The following is a 15,938-nucleotide window of genomic DNA, read 5'->3' as shown; positions in this document are numbered from 1 at the left end:
GGCAGGGTGTCTGTAAAAATGCCGTGAAATTTAGTTAATTAAGTGTAAATATCTGCGGCAGCGGTGCTTACTGAACCTTCACCAGCGTGCGGCCCTGCACCTGGTTATTAATAATGGCATCGGCAAACTTCGGTGCATCTGCCAGTGCAATCTCTGTTGCTGCCTGCGCATAGAACGATTCTGGCAGATCGTTAACCAGGCGCGCCCAGGCTTTTGCACGACGTGCTGGCGGCGTCATCACTGAATCCACCCCCTGCAAACGGACATTACGCAAAATAAACGGCATGACCGTGGTCGGCAGAGCGAAACCGCCAGCCAGACCGCAGGCCGCAACGCAACCACCGTAGTTCATTTGCGCCAGCACTTTCGCCAGCACTTTGTCACCAACGGTATCGATCGCACCTGCCCAAAGCTGTTTTTCCAGCGGGCGTGATTCCGCAAATTCATTGCGGTCTAAAATACGATTTGCGCCGAGACTTCTCAGGTAATCATGGGTGCTTTCACGACCAGAAACGGCTGCAACCTGATAACCTAACTTATGCAGCAGAGCGACAGCCGTGCTCCCTACGCCGCCACTGGCACCAGTGACCACAACCTCGCCGTCTTCAGGACGAATACCCGCATCTTCCAGCGCCATGACGCACAGCATGGCGGTAAAACCAGCGGTACCAATCACCATTGCTTTACGAGCGTCCAGTCCTTCTGGCAACGCAACCAGCCAGTCGCCTTTGACGCGAGCCTGTTCGGCCAGCCCCCCCCAATGGTTTTCGCCCACGCCCCAACCGGTCAGCAGAACGTCCTGCCCGGCATGAAAACGCGGATCTTCACTGGTATGAACGGTACCGGCAAAATCGATACCAGGAATCATCGGAAAGTTACGGATGATCTTCCCTTTCCCGGTGATAGCGAGTGCATCTTTGTAGTTCAGGCTGGACCAGTGGACATCAACTGTCACATCGCCTTCCGGCAGCCGGCTCTCTTCGAGAGTCTGAACGGACGCGATGGTTTTACCGTCCTGCTGTTCTAAGATCAAAGCCTGCATAACCTGTCCTCATTTTGCATGGTGGATTGGAAAATTATTTATGATGACTATACTCGCTAATCGAAACGTGATGCCGATTCAACGCAATAAATTGCCAGATGCACCTGATTTGGTAGTATGCACTCACTTTTTTGCACAACCGGGCGGATTTCAAGTTTAGTTGGTTTTTAGGTTCCGCTTGATCACTTTCGCGCCGCTTTATAACTGTCGGAGTTAACACAAGGATGCGATTAACGACGAAATTCTCAGCCTTTGTCACGTTACTAACAGGTTTAACGATCTTCGTTACCCTGATTGGCTGCTCGCTGAGTTTCTACAATGCCATTCAATACAAGTTCAGCCACCGCGTTCAGGCAGTAGCGACAGCGATTGATACTCACCTTGTTACCAGCGATTTTTCTACGCTCAAGCCGCAAATTAGCGAGCTGATGATGTCCGCCGACATTGTGCGCATCGACCTGCTGCATGGAGAAAAGCAGATCGACACCCAGACGCGCAGCGGCAGCTACCGTCCGGTTGGTACCAGTAATCTGTTTCGTGAAGTGACGGCCCCCCTCCTTAAACATCCGGGAATGACGTTGCATCTGGTGTATCAGGATCCGATGGGCAATTATTTCCACTCGCTGATGACAACGGCACCGTTAACGCTGGCAATCGGCTTTATTGTCATTATGTTGTTCTTCGCCGTCCGTTGGCTCCAGCGGCAGCTTTCCGGGCAGGAGCTGCTGGAGGTTCGCTCGACGCGAATACTGAACGGAGAGCGCGGGCCAAACGTTCGCGGTAGCGTATATGAGTGGCCCTCGCGCACCAGTAGCGCCCTGGATATGTTGCTTTCAGAGATTCAACACGCCCAGGAGCAACGCAGTCGGCTCGACACGCTGATCCGATCTTATGCCGCGCAGGATACAAAAACCGGTCTTGGTAATCGTCTGTTTTTCGATAACCAACTGGCGACGTTGCTCGAAGATCAGGAGAAAGTGGGCGCGCATGGCGTTGTCATGATGATACGTCTGCCTGACTTCAATCTGCTGCGTGACAACTGGGGACGCCATTCAGCGGAAGAGGAGCTGTTTGGTCTTATCAACCTGCTTTCCACCTTCATGATGCGTTATCCTGGTTCGCTGTTGGCGCGTTACCACCGCAGTGACTTTGCCATACTGCTGCCGCACCGCACGCTGAAAGAGGCCGAAAGCATTGCCGGACAGCTATTAAAAGCCGTAGATTCACTTCCCGTTAATAAAATGCTCGATCGTGACGATATGGTACATATCGGCATTTGCGCCTGGCGCAGCGGGCAATCGACCGAGCAGGTAATGGAACATGCGGAGGCCGCCACCCGTAACGCTGTTTTGCAGGGGGGGAATAGCTGGGCGGTGTATGACGATACGCTCCCGGAGAAAGGTCGTGGTAATGTTCGCTGGCGCACCCTTATCGAACAGATGCTCAGTCGCGGTGGACCGCGTATCTATCAAAAGCCGGCAGTGACCCGGGAAGGCCGTGTTCATCACCGGGAGCTGATGTGCCGTCTCTTTGATGGGAATGAAGAGGTGCTTTCGGCAGAATACATGCCAATGGTGCTGCAGTTTGGCCTGGCTGAAGAGTACGATCGTCTGCAGATTAGCCGCGTTATTCCACTACTGGGCTACTGGCCAGAAGAAAATTTGGCGGTCCAGGTCACGGTTGAATCGCTGATTCGCCCGCGTTTTCAGCGCTGGCTGCGTGATACATTGATGCAGTGTGAAAAATCGCAACGAAAACGCATAATTATTGAACTTGCAGAGGCGGATGTAGGTCAACACATCAGCCGGTTACAGCCTGTGATTCGCCTGGTGAATGCACTTGGTGTTCGGGTTGTGGTCACGCAGGCGGGTTTGACCCTGGTAAGTACCATCTGGATTAAAGAGCTTAATGTTGAATTGATCAAGCTTCATCCGAGCCTGGTCAGAAATATTGAGAAGCGAACAGAGAATCAGCTACTGGTGCAAAGTCTGGTGGAAGCGTGCACAGGCACGAATACTCAGGTTTACGCCACTGGCGTTCGTTCGCGGGACGAGTGGCTGACGCTGACAGCGCGTGGTGTGGCGGGCGGACAGGGTGATTTTTTTGCTGCCTCACAGCCACTTGACACAAACGTGAAAAAATATTCTCAAAGATATTCGGTTTAACCTGCCGTTTATTCTGTTTTCACGTAGAATAACGCGCGCTGTGCCTTCATGGGGGTGTGCTTGTCTGCTCGCCAGTTTGTTACAGCACATATGCAGGTGAATGACCTTTAACAGGTTGCAAATGAGAGCGAGGACTGCTGCTGACGTACTCAGCCCTGAGGGACTCAGGTAGAGATTTGTAACAGAGGAAACGAACTGCACTAATTTTCACCGTAGCAGATGATTTTTGCGCCTTGTCGCTGCTGCGTGTGGTTGGTAAAGTAAGCGGATTTTGTTTTCCGCCCCAGCTTTCAGGATTATCCCTTAGTATGTTGAAAAAATTTCGTGGCATGTTTTCCAATGACTTGTCCATTGACCTGGGTACCGCGAATACCCTCATTTATGTAAAAGGACAAGGCATCGTATTGAATGAGCCTTCTGTGGTAGCCATTCGTCAGGATCGTGCCGGTTCACCGAAAAGCGTGGCTGCAGTAGGTCATGATGCGAAGCAGATGCTGGGTCGTACACCGGGCAATATCGCTGCTATCCGCCCAATGAAAGATGGCGTTATCGCTGACTTCTTCGTGACTGAAAAAATGTTGCAGCACTTCATTAAGCAAGTGCACAGCAACAGCTTCATGCGTCCAAGCCCGCGTGTGCTGGTGTGTGTTCCGGTTGGAGCGACTCAGGTTGAACGCCGTGCAATCCGTGAATCCGCACAGGGCGCTGGCGCCCGCGAAGTGTTCCTGATTGAAGAACCGATGGCTGCGGCAATTGGCGCAGGTTTGCCGGTTTCTGAAGCAACGGGCTCCATGGTTGTGGATATCGGTGGCGGTACGACCGAAGTGGCCGTTATCTCTCTGAACGGCGTGGTTTACTCCTCCTCCGTGCGTATCGGCGGTGACCGTTTCGATGAAGCCATCATCAACTATGTACGTCGTAACTACGGTTCTCTGATTGGTGAAGCCACCGCAGAACGTATTAAGCACGAAATCGGTTCTGCCTATCCGGGCGACGAAGTGCGCGAAATTGAAGTGCGCGGTCGTAACCTGGCCGAGGGCGTTCCACGCGGCTTCACTCTGAACTCTAACGAGATTCTGGAAGCGCTGCAGGAGCCGCTGACCGGTATTGTCAGTGCTGTGATGGTTGCACTGGAACAGTGCCCGCCGGAACTGGCGTCAGATATCTCCGAGCGCGGAATGGTGCTCACGGGCGGTGGCGCACTGCTGCGCAACCTTGACCGTCTGTTAATGGAAGAGACCGGTATTCCAGTTGTTGTTGCTGAAGATCCGCTGACCTGTGTGGCGCGCGGCGGCGGCAAGGCGCTGGAAATGATCGACATGCACGGCGGCGACCTGTTCAGCGAAGAGTAATCGGATGCGGGCAGGGTGATGCTTTGATTACCCTGCCGGCTCTGATACGAGAATACGCAAACTTATGAAGCCAATTTTTAGCCGTGGCCCGTCGCTACAGATTCGCCTTATTCTGGCGGTGCTGGTGGCGCTCGGCGTTATTATTGCCGACAGCCGCCTGGGGATGTTCAGTCAAATCCGCACGTACATGGACACCGCCGTCAGTCCTTTCTACTTTATTTCCAATGGTCCCCGTGAATTACTCGACGGCGTTTCGCAAACGCTGGCCTCGCGTGACCAACTCGAACTTGAAAACCGGGCACTGCGCCAGGAACTGCTGCTAAAAAACAGCGACCTGCTGATGCTGGGACAATATAAACAGGAGAACGCGCGTTTGCGCGAGCTGCTGGGGTCTCCGCTACGTCAGGATGAGCAAAAGATGGTCACGCAGGTGATCTCAACGGTTAACGATCCTTACAGCGATCAGGTTGTGATCGACAAAGGGAGCGTTAACGGCGTTTACGAAGGCCAGCCGGTTATCAGTGATAAAGGCGTTGTGGGCCAGGTGGTCGCAGTCGCAAAACTCACCAGCCGCGTTCTGTTGATCTGCGATGCCACCCATGCGCTGCCGATTCAGGTGCTACGTAACGACATTCGCGTGATTGCCGCCGGTAACGGCTGTACTGATGATTTGCAGCTTGAGCATCTGCCAGCCAACACCGACATTCGCGTCGGGGATGTGCTGGTGACCTCTGGTCTCGGCGGTCGCTTCCCGGAAGGGTATCCGGTTGGCGTTGTTTCCTCCGTCAAGCTTGATACGCAGCGGGCGTATACCGTAATTCAGGCGCGCCCGACGGCGGGTCTGCAACGCTTGCGTTATCTGCTGCTGCTGTGGGGGGCGGATCGCAATGGCGCGAATCCGATGACGCCGGAAGACGTGCACCGCGTAGCGAATGAACGTCTGATGCAGATGATGCCGCAGGTTCTGCCTTCACCGGATACGATGGGGCCGCCGGCACCCATGCCGGATCCGGCTACGGGAATCGGTCAGGTGCCTGCGGGTTCAACCGTGCCAGCAACGACGCAGCCTCCTGCGCGTGCGCCGGGAGGACCGTAGTGGCAAGTTACCGTAGCCACGGACGCTGGGTTATTTGGCTCTCGTTCCTTATTGCACTCTTGCTGCAGGTTATGCCCTGGCCGGAAGACATTATTGTTTACCGGCCAAACTGGGTTCTGCTTATCCTCTTGTATTGGATCCTTGCTCTGCCTCATCGCGTAAATGTGGGCACAGGTTTTGTGATGGGTGCCATACTGGATCTTATCAGCGGTTCGACGCTGGGCGTAAGAGCGCTGTCGATGAGTATCATCGCTTATCTGGTGGCGCTCAAATTCCAGCTGTTTCGTAATCTGGCGCTCTGGCAACAGGCGCTGGTGGTGATGTTGCTTTCGCTGGCGGTGGATATTATTGTTTTCTGGGCAGAGTTTTTAGTGATCAACGTCTCTTTCAGACCCGAAGTGTTCTGGAGTAGTGTAGTTAACGGTGTGCTCTGGCCCTGGCTCTTCTTATTGATGCGCAAAGTGCGTCAGCAGTTTGCTGTGCAATAAAGGTTTCTATGATTTCGTTATATCTCGCTTCCGGATCGCCTCGCCGTCAGGAATTACTGACCCAGCTGGGGGTTTCTTTCGAACGCATCGTCACCGGGATTGAAGAAAAACGTGGCGATGGTGAAAGCGCCATGCAGTATGTCTCTCGTCTGGCGCGAGAGAAGGCCCAGGCTGGCGTGACGCAAACACCGCATGATTTGCCGGTACTTGGAGCCGATACCATCGTAATCCTTAACGGTGAGGTTCTGGAAAAACCGCGCGATGCAGAGCACGCGGCGTGCATGTTGCGGAAAATGTCCGGGCAGACGCATCAGGTGATGACCGCGGTCGCGCTGGCGGATAGCCAGTGCGTGCTGGATTGCCTGGTGGTGACGGAAGTGACGTTCAGAGCACTAACAGATGCGGATATCGCTGGCTACGTGGCCAGCGGTGAACCGATGGATAAAGCAGGTGCATACGGTATTCAGGGGCTGGGTGGCTGTTTTGTCAGGAAGATTAATGGCAGCTATCACGCCGTGGTCGGCTTACCGCTGGTTGAAACGTATGAGTTGCTGAGCAATTTTAACTCACTGCGTGAGAAAAGGGATAAACATGACGGCTGAATTGTTGGTAAACGTAACGCCATCGGAGACGCGCGTGGCGTACATTGATGGCGGTATTCTGCAGGAAATTCATATTGAACGTGAGGCGCGACGCGGAATTGTAGGCAATATCTACAAAGGTCGGGTAAGCCGTGTACTTCCGGGTATGCAGGCGGCTTTTGTAGATATTGGATTAGATAAAGCCGCGTTTCTACATGCTTCCGACATTATGCCGCACACCGAATGTGTGGCCGGAGATGAGCAGAAGCAGTTCACCGTGCGCGATATTTCCGAGCTGGTGCGCCAGGGACAGGATCTGATGGTGCAGGTTGTGAAAGACCCGTTGGGTACGAAAGGTGCTCGTCTGACAACCGACATCACGTTACCCTCCCGTTATCTTGTCTTTATGCCCGGAGCTTCTCACGTGGGGGTTTCCCAGCGTATTGAAAGCGAAACCGAACGCGAACGCCTGAAAAAAGTGGTGGCGGAATACTGCGACGAGCAGGGCGGATTCATTATTCGTACAGCGGCAGAAGGCGTTTGTGAAGAAGATCTGGCCTCAGATGCGGCTTATCTCAAGCGTGTCTGGACCAAAGTCATGGAGCGCAAGAAGCGCCCTCAGACCCGCTATCAGATGTATGGCGAGCTGGCGCTGGCACAGCGGGTACTGCGTGATTTCGCTGATGCTCATCTGGACCGTATTCGCGTGGATTCCCGGCTGACCTATGAATCTTTGCTGGAATTTACCGCGGAATATATTCCTGAGATGACCAGCAAGCTGGAGCATTACAGCGGGCGTCAGCCGATCTTTGATCTCTTTGATGTGGAAAATGAGATCCAGCGTGCACTGGAACGTAAGGTTGAACTGAAGTCGGGCGGTTATCTGATCATCGATCAGACAGAAGCGATGACGACCGTCGATATTAATACCGGCGCGTTTGTGGGTCATCGCAACCTCGATGACACTATTTTTAATACCAACATCGAAGCAACCCAGGCGATTGCCCGACAGCTGCGTCTGCGTAATCTCGGCGGCATCATTATTATCGATTTCATCGACATGAATAATGAAGATCATCGCCGCCGGGTGCTGCACTCCCTTGAGCAGGCGTTAAGTAAAGATCGGGTGAAAACCAGCATTAACGGTTTTTCCCAACTGGGACTGGTAGAGATGACGCGTAAGCGTACGCGTGAAAGCGTGGAGCATGTGCTCTGCAATGAATGTCCGACCTGTCACGGTCGCGGAACGGTGAAAACGGTGGAAACCGTCTGCTATGAGATCATGCGCGAAATCGTCCGTGTCCATCACGCCTACGACTCTGACCGCTTCCTGGTCTATGCGTCCCCGGCGGTGGCGGAGACCCTGAAAGGGGAAGAGTCTCACGCGCTGGCGGAAGTCGAGATTTTCGTCGGCAAACAGGTCAAAGTGCAAATTGAGCCGCTCTATAACCAGGAGCAGTTTGACGTCGTAATGATGTAAACCGACTCTGAGCCAGATGACTGATGGCTCTTTTTTTGGCAGACAAGGAGAGACGCGTGAGGCGATTGCCGGGGATTTTACTGCTCACTGGAGCCGCGCTCGTCGTTGTCGTAGCGCTGCTGGTCAGTGGTCTGCGCCTTGTGCTGCCGCAACTCGACAGTTGGCGTCCGACGATCCTCAGCAAAATTGAGTCAGCCACCGGTATTCCGGTTAACGCCAGCCAGCTCTCTGCCAGCTGGCAAAATTTCGGTCCTACCCTCGAAGCCCGCGATATTCATGCGCAGTTGAAAGACGGCGGTGAATTTTCGGTTAAACGTGTGACCCTGGCGCTGGATGTCTGGCAGAGCCTGTTGCACATGCGCTGGCAGTTTCGCGACCTCACCTTCTGGCAACTTAACTTCCGAACCAATACGCCTATCGAACGGAGTGACGGCGGAGACGGGCTTGAAACCAGCAGGATAAGCGATCTTTTTCTACGCCAGTTCGATCACTTCGATCTGCGCGACAGCCAGATTAGTTTCCTCACGCTCTCCGGCCAGCGCGCTGAGCTGGCTATTCCTCAACTGACCTGGCTTAATGGCAGAAACCGCCATCGCGCTGAAGGTCAGGTCAGCCTATCCAGTCTGACCGGGCAGCATGGCGTGATGCAGGTGCGGATGGATCTGCGTGATGATGACGGCCTGCTGAATAATGGTCGGGTCTGGCTACAGGCTGATGATATTGACGTGACGCCGTGGCTGGGGAAATGGATGCAGGACAACGTGGCGCTGGAAACCGCGCGCTTCAGTCTGGAAGGCTGGATGACCATCAGCAAAGGCGAAATCTCCGGCGGCGATGTCTGGCTGAAAAAGGGGGGGGCAAGCTGGCAAGGCGAAAATATCACTCATACCCTTTCTGTTGATAATCTGACGGCGCATATCAGCCGCGAGCAGTCCGGCTGGCAGTTTGCTATTCCTGATACGCGTATCACCATGGATGATAAACCCTGGCCCCGTGGCGCGCTGACGCTTGCCTGGCTCCCGGAGCAGGAAGTCGGTGGCGAAAATAACAAGCGCAGCGACGAGCTGCGCATCCGTGCCAGCAATCTGGAACTCTCCGGGGTGGAAGGGTTGCGCCCGATGGTGGCGAAGCTCTCTCCTGCGCTGGGCGATATCTGGCAATCTACCCAGCCGAGCGGAAAGATAGATCGGCTTTCGCTGGATATCCCGCTCCAGGCGACCGACAAAACGCGCTTTCAGGCATCGTGGCGCGATCTGGCCTGGAAACAGTGGAAGCTATTGCCGGGGGCGGAGCATTTCTCCGGCACGTTGTCAGGGAGCGTGGCGGAAGGTGTGCTCACCGCGTCGATGAAGCAGGCGAAGATGCCTTATGAAACGGTCTTCCGCGCGCCGCTGGAAATTGCAGATGGCGTGGCGACGCTGCGCTGGCTGAACAATGACAATGGCTTTCAGCTTGACGGGCGCGACATTGATGTTAAAGCCACAGCGGTTCATGCACGTGGCGGCTTCCGCTATCTGCAACCAACGGGCGATGAACCCTGGCTGGGAATTCTGGCGGGTATCAGCACCGACGATGGCTCTCAGGCCTGGCGTTACTTCCCGGAAAACCTGATGGGCAAAGCGCTGGTGGACTACCTCAGCGGGGCGATTCAGGGAGGACAGGCGGATAACGCCACGCTGGTCTACGGTGGTAATCCTCATTTGTTCCCGTATAAACACAACGAAGGGCAGTTTGAGGTACTGGTACCGCTGCGCAATGCCAAATTTGCTTTCCAGCCGGACTGGCCTGCGCTGACCGATCTGAATATTGAGCTGGATTTCCTTAACGACGGCCTGTGGATGAAGACCGACAGCGTTAACCTGGGCGGCGTGAAGGCCAGCAATCTGACGGCGATCATTCCTGATTATGCTAAAGAGAAGCTGCTGATTGACGCGGATATTAATGGGCCAGGAAAAGCCGTCGGACCGTACTTTGACGACACTCCGCTGAAAGATTCTCTTGGCGCAGCGCTTGAGCAGCTACAGATGGATGGCGATGTGAATGCTCGCTTACATCTTGATATTCCGCTCGACGGCGAGCAGGTTACCGCCAAAGGTGATGTTTCGCTGCGTAACAACAGCCTGTTCATTAAGCCGCTTGATAGCACGCTGAAGAACCTGAACGGGAAGTTCAGCTTTATCAATGGCAATCTTAAGAGCGAGCCATTGACTGCAAACTGGTTTAATCAGCCGCTGAACGTTGATTTCACTACTAATGAAGGGGCGAAAGCCTATCAGGTTGCCGTGAATCTTGAAGGCAACTGGCAGCCGACCCGCACCGGTGTGTTGCCCGCTCAGGTGAATGAGGCGTTGAGCGGTAGCGTGGCGTGGAGCGGCAAAGTGGGGATCGATCTGCCGTATCATGCCGGGGCAAAATACAATATTGAGTTAAAGGGTGACCTTAAAAATGTAAGTAGTCACTTACCATCCCCGATGGATAAATCAGCGGGTGAGCCATTGCCTTTCGCCATTAAAGCTGACGGCGATCTGCGCAGTTTCGCGCTGACCGGTAGCGCCGGAAAGGGTAACCATTTCAACAGCCGTTGGTTATTGAATCAGAAGCTCACGCTCGACCGTGCTATCTGGGCGACGGACAGTCGGACAACGCCGTCGCTTCCCGATCGGGAAGGAGTGGAGCTGAATCTGCCAGCTCTGGACGGCGCGCAATGGCTGGCGCTGTTCCAGAAAGGGGCGGCGGACAAAGTGGGCAGCAGTGCGAAATTCCCGCAACGCGTGACGCTACGCACGCCTTCCCTGGCGCTGGGCGGACAGCAGTGGAATAACGTGAGCATTGTCTCTGAAGCGGCGTCGAATGGTACTAAAGTCGAAGCTCAGGGGCGAGAGATCAACGCCACGCTGGCGATGCGGAATAACGCGCCGTGGCAGGCGTTTATCAAATATCTCTACTACAACCCGACAACGGCGAAAAGCAGTAGTGCGGCTACCTCATCGTCGCCTTTCTCATCAACCGACAGCGTCAGCTTTCACGGTTGGCCTGACGTGCAGTTACGTTGTGAAGAGTGCTGGATGTGGGGGCAAAAATATGGACGCCTTGACGCCGATGTGGCGATTAAAGGCGATACGCTGACATTGAGCAACGGTCTGCTGGATACCGGATTCGCCCGACTGACCGCGGACGGGGAGTGGATTAACACACCTGGCCGTCAGCGCACTTCGCTGAAGGGCAAGCTGCGTGGTAACAAGATTGATGCAGCCGCCGGGTTTTTTGGCGTTTCTACGCCAATCCGGAATTCCTCATTTAACGTTGATTATGATTTGCACTGGCGTAATCCGCCGTGGCAGCCGGATGAGGCCTCGCTTAACGGGATTATTCGCACCCAACTGGGTAAAGGGGAAATCACTGAGCTTAGCACTGGTCACGCGGGTCAGCTGCTGCGCCTGCTGAGTTTCGATGCTCTGCTGCGTAAGCTGCGCTTTGATTTCAGCGATACCTTCAGCGAAGGGTTTTACTTTGATTCGATTCGCAGCACCGCGTGGATTAAAGATGGCGTAATGCATACGGACGATACGCTGGTGGACGGACTGGAGGCTGATATTGCGATGAAAGGGTCGGTCAATCTGGTGCGACGTGAACTGGATATTGAAGCTGTTGTGGCACCGGAAATTTCCGCAACCGTGGGCGTTGCCGCCGCGTTTGCGGTGAATCCTATCGTGGGTGCGGCGGTGTTTGCCGCGAGCAAGGTTCTGGGACCACTGTGGAGCAAAGTCTCGATTCTGCGCTATCGCATCACCGGCCCGGTAGACAAACCGCAGATCAACGAAGTCCTGCGCCAGCCTCGCAAAGAAAGCCAGCAATGATTTGACGGAGGGGCGAAATTGCCCCAATCTCAGTAAATAGATCTTCTCCTGAAGTCACCAATGAGTAGCAAAAACGATGAGTCTGAACCTGGTAAGTGAACAATTGCTAGCAGCGAATGGCCTGAAACATCAGGATCTGTTCGCTATTCTGGGCCAACTGGCCGAACGCCGACTTGATTACGGCGATCTCTATTTTCAGTCGAGCTACCACGAATCCTGGGTTTTAGAAGATCGCATCATCAAAGATGGTTCTTACAATATCGATCAGGGTGTTGGCGTCCGTGCGGTAAGCGGTGAGAAAACCGGTTTTGCCTATGCCGACCAAATCAGCCTGTTAGCGCTGGAACAGAGTGCGCAAGCCGCACGTACTATCGTGCGTGACAGCGGCGACGGTAAGGTCAAAACGCTGGGGGCGGTGGAACATCAGGCGCTTTATACCTCGGTTGATCCCTTACAGAGCATGAGTCGCGAAGAGAAACTGGATATCCTCAGACGCGTGGACAAAGTGGCACGTGAGGCGGATAAACGCGTTCAGGAAGTGACCGCCAGCCTGACCGGGGTGTATGAATTGATCCTGATTGCGGCAACGGATGGCACGCTGGCGGCAGATGTTCGTCCGCTGGTGCGACTGTCAGTGAGCGTACAGGTGGAAGAGGACGGTAAACGTGAGCGCGGTGCCAGCGGTGGCGGCGGGCGTTTTGGCTATGAGTTTTTCCTTGCCGACCTGGATGGCGAAGTCCGTGCTGACGCGTGGGCGAAAGAAGCTGTCCGTATGGCGCTGGTAAATCTTTCCGCAGTGGCAGCGCCAGCCGGAACGTTGCCGGTTGTACTGGGCGCTGGCTGGCCGGGCGTGCTGCTGCACGAGGCGGTGGGACACGGTCTGGAAGGCGACTTCAACCGTCGCGGTACCTCTGTCTTTAGCGGGCATATGGGGGAGCTGGTCGCATCTGAACTTTGCACGGTGGTTGATGATGGCACGATGGCCGATCGCCGTGGTTCTGTCGCTATTGATGACGAAGGGACACCTGGCCAGTACAACGTATTGATTGAGAAAGGTATTCTGAAAGGTTACATGCAGGATAAACTCAATGCGCGTCTGATGGGCGTTGCGCCAACCGGTAATGGGCGTCGTGAGTCTTATGCGCATTTGCCGATGCCTCGTATGACCAACACTTACATGCTGCCGGGCAAGTCCACGCCGCAGGAGATCATCGAGTCCGTTGAGTACGGTATCTACGCGCCGAACTTTGGCGGTGGTCAGGTGGATATCACTTCAGGCAAGTTTGTTTTCTCGACCTCTGAAGCGTATCTCATCGAAAACGGTAAGGTGACGAAGCCGGTGAAAGGCGCGACGCTGATCGGCTCCGGAATCGAAGCGATGCAGCAGATTTCAATGGTGGGTAACGATCTGAAGCTCGACAACGGCGTTGGCGTCTGTGGTAAAGAGGGGCAGAGTTTACCGGTAGGCGTGGGTCAGCCAACGCTGAAGGTGGACAACCTGACGGTAGGCGGCACTGCCTGATTGTATCTTTTGCCGGATGGCGGCTAAGGCCTTATCCGGCCTACAGATCTCATACCAGCCACAGGCCCGATACGCGTAGCGTCATCGGGCACTTTATCCCTTCTCTTTACCCCTGCCGTACATACCCTTAAACAGCCGGGAGACATCGACAAAATAGTCCGTCAGAGAGTTAATCACCACCTGCACCTTGAGCGGCAGTTTGTCCTTTTCGGTATACAGTGCATAGACCGGACGCGGATCGGACTGATAGCGCGGCAGCAGGATCTCCAGCTCACCGCTGTTGATCTCATTGATCACCCACATCAGCGGGACATAAGCAACACCTGCCCCTGCGGTCAACCAACGGCTGAGGGTCATCGGATCGTTAGTGACGAAGCGTCCCTGAGGGATTAATCGGGTTGAGATCCCCTCCGGGGCGATCAGTTCAAACTCGTTATCCGGGCGAACGCTGTATTCAAGCCATGAATGGTTGCTGAGATCGGCGGGTTTCTCCGGCGTACCGTACTGCGCAAGATAGCTTTTGGCGGCGCAAACCACCATCGGCATCGCCCCCAGACGACGAGAAAACAGGCTGGAATCCTGCAATGCCCCAACGCGGATCACGACATCCAGCCCGTCGGCGATCAGATCAGGTGCCGGGATCCCGGTGACCAGATTGACGGTCAGGCCCGGGTACTCTTTGAGCATCCTTGCCGTGAGTCCGGCGAGGACATTTTGTGCCATGGTTGAAGAACAACCTATGCGCAGCGTGCCGATGGGCGTGTTGTTAAAAGCGTAAAGCTGCTCATGAACATCCTGCACTTCATGCAGCATCCGTCGGCAACCCTGATAATAGATTTTCCCGGCTTCGGTAAGCCCAATGCTGCGCGTGCTGCGGTTTAGCAGCTTAACCTGAAGCTCATCTTCCAGCTTAGCCACCGTCTGGCTGATGGAGGATACGCTCATTTGTAGCTGTCTGGCAGCGGCGGTGAACGAGCCAAATTCCACGACTTTGGCGAACACCGACATGCGTTTTAATCGTTCCATTGTTCACTCTGGCTTAAAAGTGATTTAGATCACATAATATAGATAACAGCATAACAGTTACGGTAATATATTATTATTCAAATAACAGCTATGCCGCTCTCGCCCGGCTTTCCTTGCCTTTCTCTGCGGCGGCACCTGCTGAAAACTATATCGCCTGCACTCTCTCTAAAATCAAGGTCAACATGAGTCTGTTTCCCGTTATCGTGGTGTTTGGTCTCTCCTTCCCACCGATATTTTTCGAATTGCTTTTGTCACTGGCTATTTTCTGGCTGGTGCGCCGCGTGCTTGTGCCGACCGGCATCTATGATTTTGTCTGGCACCCGGCTCTGTTTAACACTGCGCTGTATTGCTGCCTTTTCTACTTGATATCGCGTCTGTTCGTTTGAGGTTGAAGTGAAAACACTAACAAGAAAAATCTCCCGTACGGCCATTACCGTCATATTCGTCATTCTGGCCTTCATCGCAATTTTCCGCGCCTGGGTTTATTACACCGAATCCCCCTGGACACGCGACGCGCGCTTCAGCGCCGACGTAGTGGCAATCGCCCCGGATGTCGCCGGGCTTATCACCAACGTCAACGTTCATGATAATCAACTGGTGAAGAAAGACCAGGTTCTGTTTACCATCGATCAGCCGCGCTATAAAAAAGCGCTCGAAGAAGCGGAAGCAGACGTCGCCTACTATCAGGTGTTATCACAGGAAAAACGCCAGGAGGCCGGGCGTCGTAATCGTCTTGGCGTGCAGGCAATGTCGCGTGAAGAGATCGATCAGGCCAATAACGTACTGCAAACCGTATTACATCAGCTGGCGAAGGCGCAGGCTACCCGCGATTTGGCAAAATTAGACCTCGAACGCACGGTGATCCGTGCTCCTGCCGATGGTTGGGTGACCAACCTGAACGTCTATACCGGTGAGTTTATCACGCGTGGTGCAACGGCTGTTGCGCTGGTGAAGCAGAACTCTTTCTATGTCCTGGCGTATATGGAAGAGACTAAACTTGACGGCGTCCGTCCCGGGTATCGCGCAGAGATTACGCCGCTTGGCAGTAACAAAGTGTTGAAAGGAACCGTTGACAGCGTGGCGGCAGGGGTTACAAATGCCAGTAGCACCCGCGATGCCAAAGGGATGGCGACTATCGATTCTAATCTGGAGTGGGTGCGTCTGGCGCAACGTGTTCCGGTACGCATTCGTCTTGACGATCAGCAAGGTAATCTCTGGCCTGCCGGGACCACCGCAACCGTCGTGATCGCCGGTAAGCAGGATCGTGATGAGAATAACGACTCCTTCTTCCGTAAAGTGGCGCACCGTCTGCGCGAATTCGGTTAATCA

General features: G+C 54.4%; 12 protein-coding genes. 10 read left to right on the top strand and 2 right to left on the bottom strand.

The features are described 5' to 3' along the window. Window positions 1-67 precede the first annotated feature (67 nt). Window positions 68-1,042 carry an acrylyl-CoA reductase (NADPH) gene (gene acuI, locus C3432_RS24610; protein WP_103779846.1) on the bottom strand — a complete coding sequence of 325 codons (975 nt, stop codon included), beginning with the start codon at window positions 1,040-1,042 and terminating at the stop codon, window positions 68-70. A 224-nt stretch (window positions 1,043-1,266) separates the two neighbouring features. On the opposite strand from acuI, the gene csrD reads away from it, so the two are divergent. From csrD to tldD, 8 genes are all read left to right on the top strand, one after another. Further along, a complete protein-coding gene (csrD, locus tag C3432_RS24605; RefSeq protein WP_103779844.1) occupies window positions 1,267-3,207 on the top strand; it encodes an RNase E specificity factor CsrD in 1,941 nt (646 codons plus the stop codon). Window positions 3,208-3,515: 308 nt separating this feature from the next. Then, window positions 3,516-4,559 (top strand): rod shape-determining protein MreB, encoded by a 1,044-nt coding sequence (gene mreB, locus C3432_RS24590; protein ID WP_000913396.1) that lies wholly within the window; start codon window positions 3,516-3,518, stop codon window positions 4,557-4,559. A 64-nt stretch (window positions 4,560-4,623) separates the two neighbouring features. Then, window positions 4,624-5,655: a rod shape-determining protein MreC gene (gene mreC, locus C3432_RS24585; protein WP_103779841.1), complete on the top strand. Its 1,032-nt coding sequence runs from the start codon at window positions 4,624-4,626 to the stop codon at window positions 5,653-5,655. Continuing rightward, window positions 5,655-6,143 carry a rod shape-determining protein MreD gene (gene mreD, locus C3432_RS24580; protein ID WP_103779839.1) on the top strand — a complete coding sequence of 163 codons (489 nt, stop codon included), beginning with the start codon at window positions 5,655-5,657 and terminating at the stop codon, window positions 6,141-6,143. The genes mreC and mreD overlap by 1 nt, the downstream gene beginning before the upstream one ends. Before the next feature lie 8 nt (window positions 6,144-6,151). After that, the gene (locus C3432_RS24575) at window positions 6,152-6,745 is read left to right on the top strand and encodes a Maf family protein (RefSeq protein WP_103779837.1); all 594 of its coding nucleotides are present in this window, start codon (window positions 6,152-6,154) and stop codon (window positions 6,743-6,745) included. After that, window positions 6,735-8,204 carry a ribonuclease G gene (rng, locus tag C3432_RS24570; protein WP_103779835.1) on the top strand — a complete coding sequence of 490 codons (1,470 nt, stop codon included), beginning with the start codon at window positions 6,735-6,737 and terminating at the stop codon, window positions 8,202-8,204. The genes C3432_RS24575 and rng overlap by 11 nt, the downstream gene beginning before the upstream one ends. A 56-nt stretch (window positions 8,205-8,260) precedes the next feature. Then, window positions 8,261-12,061, top strand: coding sequence for an AsmA2 domain-containing protein YhdP (yhdP, locus tag C3432_RS24565; RefSeq protein ID WP_103779832.1), 3,801 nt, complete (start codon window positions 8,261-8,263; stop codon window positions 12,059-12,061). Between the two features lie 76 nt (window positions 12,062-12,137). Further along, complete coding sequence (gene tldD / locus C3432_RS24560; RefSeq protein WP_103779830.1) at window positions 12,138-13,583, top strand: metalloprotease TldD; 1,446 nt, start codon at window positions 12,138-12,140, stop codon at window positions 13,581-13,583. Window positions 13,584-13,676: 93 nt separating this feature from the next. Here the strand turns inward: tldD and aaeR are convergent, their stop codons facing one another. Then, a complete protein-coding gene (gene aaeR / locus C3432_RS24555; protein ID WP_103779828.1) occupies window positions 13,677-14,609 on the bottom strand; it encodes an HTH-type transcriptional activator AaeR in 933 nt (310 codons plus the stop codon). Between the two features lie 182 nt (window positions 14,610-14,791). Here aaeR and aaeX point away from each other — a divergent pair, with 182 nt between their 5' ends. Beyond that, the gene (gene aaeX, locus C3432_RS24550; RefSeq protein WP_000051841.1) at window positions 14,792-14,995 is read left to right on the top strand and encodes a p-hydroxybenzoic acid efflux pump operon protein AaeX; all 204 of its coding nucleotides are present in this window, start codon (window positions 14,792-14,794) and stop codon (window positions 14,993-14,995) included. Window positions 14,996-15,002: 7 nt separating this feature from the next. After that, window positions 15,003-15,935, top strand: coding sequence for a p-hydroxybenzoic acid efflux pump subunit AaeA (gene aaeA, locus C3432_RS24545; RefSeq protein ID WP_103779826.1), 933 nt, complete (start codon window positions 15,003-15,005; stop codon window positions 15,933-15,935). Window positions 15,936-15,938 lie beyond the last annotated feature (3 nt).

This window comes from Citrobacter amalonaticus, assembly GCF_002918555.1.
GTDB classification, from domain to species: Bacteria; Pseudomonadota; Gammaproteobacteria; order Enterobacterales; family Enterobacteriaceae; genus Citrobacter_C; species Citrobacter_C amalonaticus_A.
This window is presented reverse-complemented; position numbering and strand designations above follow the sequence as displayed.

Coding starts and splice junctions, on each gene's coding strand:
- mreC (WP_103779841.1), top strand. CDS start 4,624: ATGAAGCCAATTTTTAGCCGTGGCCCGTCGCTACAGATTCGCCTTATT.
- aaeR (WP_103779828.1), bottom strand. CDS start 14,609: ATGGAACGATTAAAACGCATGTCGGTGTTCGCCAAAGTCGTGGAATTT.
- csrD (WP_103779844.1), top strand. CDS start 1,267: ATGCGATTAACGACGAAATTCTCAGCCTTTGTCACGTTACTAACAGGT.
- C3432_RS24575 (WP_103779837.1), top strand. CDS start 6,152: ATGATTTCGTTATATCTCGCTTCCGGATCGCCTCGCCGTCAGGAATTA.
- aaeX (WP_000051841.1), top strand. CDS start 14,792: ATGAGTCTGTTTCCCGTTATCGTGGTGTTTGGTCTCTCCTTCCCACCG.
- mreB (WP_000913396.1), top strand. CDS start 3,516: ATGTTGAAAAAATTTCGTGGCATGTTTTCCAATGACTTGTCCATTGAC.
- rng (WP_103779835.1), top strand. CDS start 6,735: ATGACGGCTGAATTGTTGGTAAACGTAACGCCATCGGAGACGCGCGTG.
- tldD (WP_103779830.1), top strand. CDS start 12,138: ATGAGTCTGAACCTGGTAAGTGAACAATTGCTAGCAGCGAATGGCCTG.
- acuI (WP_103779846.1), bottom strand. CDS start 1,042: ATGCAGGCTTTGATCTTAGAACAGCAGGACGGTAAAACCATCGCGTCC.